Origin of the sequence: Pseudomonas frederiksbergensis (genome assembly GCF_003732275.1) — a bacterium.
In the GTDB taxonomy this organism is placed as follows: Bacteria; Pseudomonadota; Gammaproteobacteria; order Pseudomonadales; family Pseudomonadaceae; genus Aquipseudomonas; species Aquipseudomonas frederiksbergensis_H.
On the sequence record NZ_MOBM01000019.1, the window covers coordinates 369,395 to 374,335 of the forward strand.

General features: G+C 50.7%; 2 protein-coding genes, 1 tRNA gene and 1 pseudogene. 1 reads left to right on the forward strand and 3 read right to left on the reverse strand.

The window, feature by feature from the left end:
* Positions 1-55: 55 nt before the first annotated feature.
* The 3 genes from BK662_RS34810 to BK662_RS15710 form a co-directional block, all read right to left on the reverse strand.
* Positions 56-130: transfer RNA gene (locus BK662_RS34810), tRNA-Lys, on the reverse strand.
* A gap of 31 nt (positions 131-161) precedes the next feature.
* Positions 162-1,526 (reverse strand): FAD-dependent oxidoreductase, encoded by a 1,365-nt coding sequence (locus BK662_RS15705; RefSeq protein ID WP_123358808.1) that lies wholly within the window; start codon positions 1,524-1,526, stop codon positions 162-164.
* Between the two features lie 5 nt (positions 1,527-1,531).
* Positions 1,532-2,605, reverse strand: a complete 1,074-nt coding sequence (locus BK662_RS15710) for a D-isomer specific 2-hydroxyacid dehydrogenase family protein (protein ID WP_123358809.1) — start codon at positions 2,603-2,605, stop codon at positions 1,532-1,534.
* A gap of 2,109 nt (positions 2,606-4,714) precedes the next feature.
* On the opposite strand from BK662_RS15710, the pseudogene BK662_RS15720 reads away from it, so the two are divergent.
* Positions 4,715-4,941, forward strand: a pseudogene (locus BK662_RS15720) (IS66 family transposase); the annotation flags it as partial.

Below are 4,941 nucleotides of genomic sequence, written 5' to 3' on the forward strand. Positions count from 1 at the left end.
CCGCTTTACGTCTTGCTTCCCGAACGCAAAAACAGCTGCGACCGGGTAAAAATCGTGGAAGAGAGTGAGACTCGAACTCACGACTACCAACTTAAATAGTTGGCGCCCAAGCCTCCTAATACCCTACTCCATCGCCATTAATTAGTTACGCCATTATCATCTTATCTTGCAATAAGAATATTGTGATTCCGCCTGAACATATTGTTTTCATCATACCTTTTTTTGATATTAATCAAGCGCTCGTTATCGCTGCCGCTAAATGTCGTACGTGACGAGCCATCAGCTAAAGAGTAGTTTGAATATGAGGTAACTTCATCACTTCCCGCAACCTCTAGCGCAGCAGCTTTGACCCAGTGGACAAAAGTCTTATCGTCCTGTGCTTCAACCCAGCGGGCAGAAAACAAGATACCGTAACCTCTCGACTTAAGAGGGAAAGCAGAATCACTAGTTTCAGCCAGACGTCGCGACTTGTTCAGATGTTCGATGGTAATGCTACATCGTTTGCCAGGCATACACGACGCTGCAGTTAACAATGTATCCATCGTGCGACTGTTAAAATCATCCAAGCAAACCGACTTCCAGTACCCCCTCATCGGTGGTTGGAATCTATCATCGAACCAAGCCTGCCAGGCTCTGAAGTCGTCCGTTACGAACTTGTGACTACCGGCAAGATTCAGCGCGCCTTCTAACGCCTTGATAGCATCCATGTCCTGATAGTCGCTGAGGCAGAAGTCAATCGATAAAAGGCAATGATTACTCTCTGCGCTTGGAGTGAAGACAGGAGCTAGTACCAAATTCGCAGGGCAAACCTGCTCCATATAAGTCGCCAGTTGCGGAAGCACTCGGGGGATATCATGTGACGCAACCATGATCGAACCGCAGTAGACTTTGGGCAGCTTCGATAGGCGATACCGAAACTCAAGCACAACGCCAAAATTACCGCCACCCCCCCGAAGCCCCCATAGCAGATCATGATGCTGGGGGTCTTCGACCCTAACGACCTCGCCACTAGCAAGCATCACATCGGCGCCTACCAGGTTGTCGCAAGTAAAGCCCAAGGTTCCGACGAACCAACCGATACCACCACCAAGAGTCAGCCCGGCAATCCCGGTATCACTGACCGTCCCGGTCGGCACAACATATCCTTGAGGACACAATGCCGTGTCTACCTCCCTCAAGCGGGCACCAGGCTGAACCCTAGCGATGCCCTGAAGCATGTCGATTTCCACGCCATTGAATGGAGAGAAGTCGAGTAACACACCACCTTCGGTCGAGCCGAAGCCAGCAATATGATGCCCTCCACCACGGATGGCGAGCTCAAGCTGGTTATCAGCAACCACCTCGAGCACTGCTCGGATAACCGCTTGATTAAGGCTGCGCACGATGACCAAGGGGTGCAGATCGTGAATCCTGTTATAGACCTGGCGACCTTCATCGTAACCAGGCTCTCCAGGAAAGAGAAGTTCGACTGACTCGTTGCCATGCAGTGTCCGCTGCAGACGTAGTTGCGTTATAGCGTCGTTCATACGACTCAGCCTTCCAGTACTGCAGCACGGGACGAATCAGCGCCAGCACGTTGCGTATGCTTGGCCGTATCCAAGTTCCGGTTGTAAAGATGTATGTCAGTCCCATGCTCGACGTAGTGGAGAACCGAGCCGATTGCCACACTCGCCATCTCATCCCACACGGCAGAGGTCATGGCTCCTACATAGGGTGTACAGATGAAACGATCATCAGGCAGCTCGAGCATAGCGATCGGCATGTTGATCGCCTCGCCATTCTTGATAAGCGGTGGCGCATCCCAGTTCTTGTCGTCAAACGCAGCCCCAGCAATTTTCTGCTCAAGTAGGGCCTTGTAGACCGCCCGGCCATCAACCAACGAGGACTCCGACGTATTGATCAGGATGGCCGAGGCTTTCATCAGAGCAAGCTCTTGGTCTCCGATGAAACCCAGTGTGGAATCGTTATACGGGCAGGCCAGAATCACAACGTCACTACTTTCTAGCAATGACTTCATCGACAATCGCTGGGCCTGAGTATCGCGCTCTATGTCGGGTTTTGGCGAGTTAGCGGTGTAAACGATCTTGGACTTGAACGCATCGTGCATCATCCGGGCAACTCTGGAGCCGACCTTGCCCATACCGATGATACCAATCACCGCATCCTTCAGCAGCGGAGTGTCCGTTTCATGCAGGCGACCACTTTTTTGCTCCGTGTGGAAGTAGATCAACTTTCGGCGTAATGCAATTACCAATCCCACTAGGAACTCACCCATAGCTTCGTACATCACTTTCAAGCCTGGCGTATTGGTAACCGCGATACCCAACCGATCAGCCGCATCAATATCGACCAAGTGCTCAGCACCAGAGGCCAGGCACGCCACTAGCTTCAGTTTCTCAGCGTGCTGCAGGATCGCGCCAGTCAGCACCTCCTCACCGGCATGAATATAGATATGAGCATCAGTGACTGCGGAAATAACTCGCACCTGATCAGGAAATGACTCTGGAATTAAGTTCACGTCATAACGCGTAGGATTTAATTTAGAAATATAGGCATGGGCCAAACGATCTGCACCAGAAACAACTACTTTAATTCGCTCTGACACGGCAACACCCCAACAATATCATTATGGAATATGAAACTTCAAACGCCAAAATATGACGCACTGAAAGAAATTGTGTCTATCGAGAAACAATCGGGCATGCCTGCCACCAAACGAGCAGCGCCACACAATATCTATAAAAATATACCGTGCTAGTGCTCAGAAAAAAGGGGAAACAGACATAAAATGCAGGCTACAGATTCGATCTGCGACTACATCCAGAGGAATAGTATATAGCGGGGGCAACAGGGTCATAAACACAAAACATAGCCTTATGAGGCTGGCGCATGCTACGCCAGAAAATATCAACGTCATCTTTCTTAATTGGTGCACTTCTTAATCCGTCTGAAAAGTTCACCGCCACATAAAATGCCAATCCGGCCTTCATGTCAAGATTCTTTTGTAACCATTAGAAGCTCGATACGATCACAACAACCGGACGCTCCCAAGTGTGTAACGATATGTAACCCTGACTAATCCTCGTCGCAGATCGAACAACTTAGTCGCGCCCGTAAACCATGCTACTTGGGTAGGTTCGGTGTTTTACTCACGATATGTTGATCAAACGTTTGGATTTAGTATCTCCGTGTAAGCGAGCCCAGTATCGCTTGCCTGTTTTATTCGTTTTCGGCCAAGCGGGGCATTGAAGTCAACATCAATCTAATCGACTAACGAAGTAATGCGAGTGACCAGATGCGTATCCAGAGGCATTCGCTCCAAGTACGTATTCATGTCAGCCGCCAACCGTTCGAGAGTTCGGGATACGGAGGGATGAGCTTTCATCGGTTCAGTATGCACCGGCGCAGTCTTGCTCTCAACGCGGTTTGCAGAACTAATGATGGGGGTACGAGGATCATTCATGAACCAACCTTGTCTGCAGTTTGACGTCGCAAAAACTGCGGGAGGCTCCGCTTGTTTTGATGTCGACGTGTTGCTCCAATGCCTGAACAGAAGCGTTTCAAAATGAGAAATTATGGCTCAGCAATAATTATGGCTAAGCCATAATTCGAGATAATTCAGTTCTGCCCCCCACCGATGGTGAAACTCGAATCAGTACAACGTCCAAAGCTGATCGGCCTACGCCGTGACGCGCCTCTATGGTGACAAAACAAGCCGGGAGACCAAGATCTTGAAAAGTTCTGCAAGCATTCGGGCATCTAGTAATGCATGGTGTGGCGGATCGGAAAGCTCTACCCCTTCAAGAGCTTCCGCACTCACCTGATTGAAAAAGCTTGTAAGGTCGGTCGGTAGATTCACAACCTGGACTGGCCAGGGTCGACAATCTGCACAAACGAGATCATAGAAAACTCCCAATCCCAATTTGGCGCATCTGAACACACCTCAAGCTCCTCTCCGAAGCATCCTAGAAACCTTCTGAGCGAGGCTCGAGCCCCAAAAAAGGGACTGGCCATATTGCAAAGGATCGAGCTGCGGCAAAACATATTGGATAATGAAATCGCTGCAGTCCTCGACAGAATAGGTTCCCGTCAACTCAACGTAAAACTATTCGCCTGACTCTGCCACCAGCGCTAGAGTTATGAGCTTCGAGTCCTGATTGATCTGGGTAAATTCGCAATCTAGGAACATCCTCAACGAACTACTCCCTCATTTACGGTTGGCGTGTCTTTCAGAGAGGCCGTGCGTGCACCCTATTACGGCCGAGTCCTGGCTGGTCTTCGATGTGCATCGGTATCTACACATCTCTAAAGTCTTCGGCTGGCCACCCAGCCGATGGCTTCTTTAGCAAATCCCGCCAGTTCCTGAGGAGTGTATTGCTCCAACGTCTCGCACATGGCCAAAGCACGTACAAGTCAGCCAGCACCGCAGAAACCGTTACCGGCTGCGAACGCTTCATCTGTCGACCGGACAGTCGGACCAAAAAGTCCCGTGTTTGCTCAGCAACTCACCGTCTGCCCGCATTAGACGCCAACTGACGGCACACGTACCGTTTGGTCAGTCGGGGCATCTAGCCCGGTCATTTGATTTCCATGCCGCCCCTTTATAGACCAGGATCGGGATTTGTGTAGATACCTATGCTTCGATGTGCCGGCAGCAAGGCAATCGCCTCTTCGCGTAAGCGCCTAGCCTGTACTGCGCAATACGTTCGATTGGGAAGCCAGTGGGCCACCTGAGCGCCCCGTCATCCTTTTTGACTACACCACCAGCCGAGCGCAGGAGGTGCCGTTGCGCCTGCTGGGTGATTATCGCGGCTATCTGATGACCGATGATTACGGGGTCTATAACGCTTTAGCGTTGCGACGGGGTATTGAACGTTTGGCCTGTATGTGTCAGTACCGATGCAAAACTGACCCACCCTACCGGTTGAAAACTGACCCACT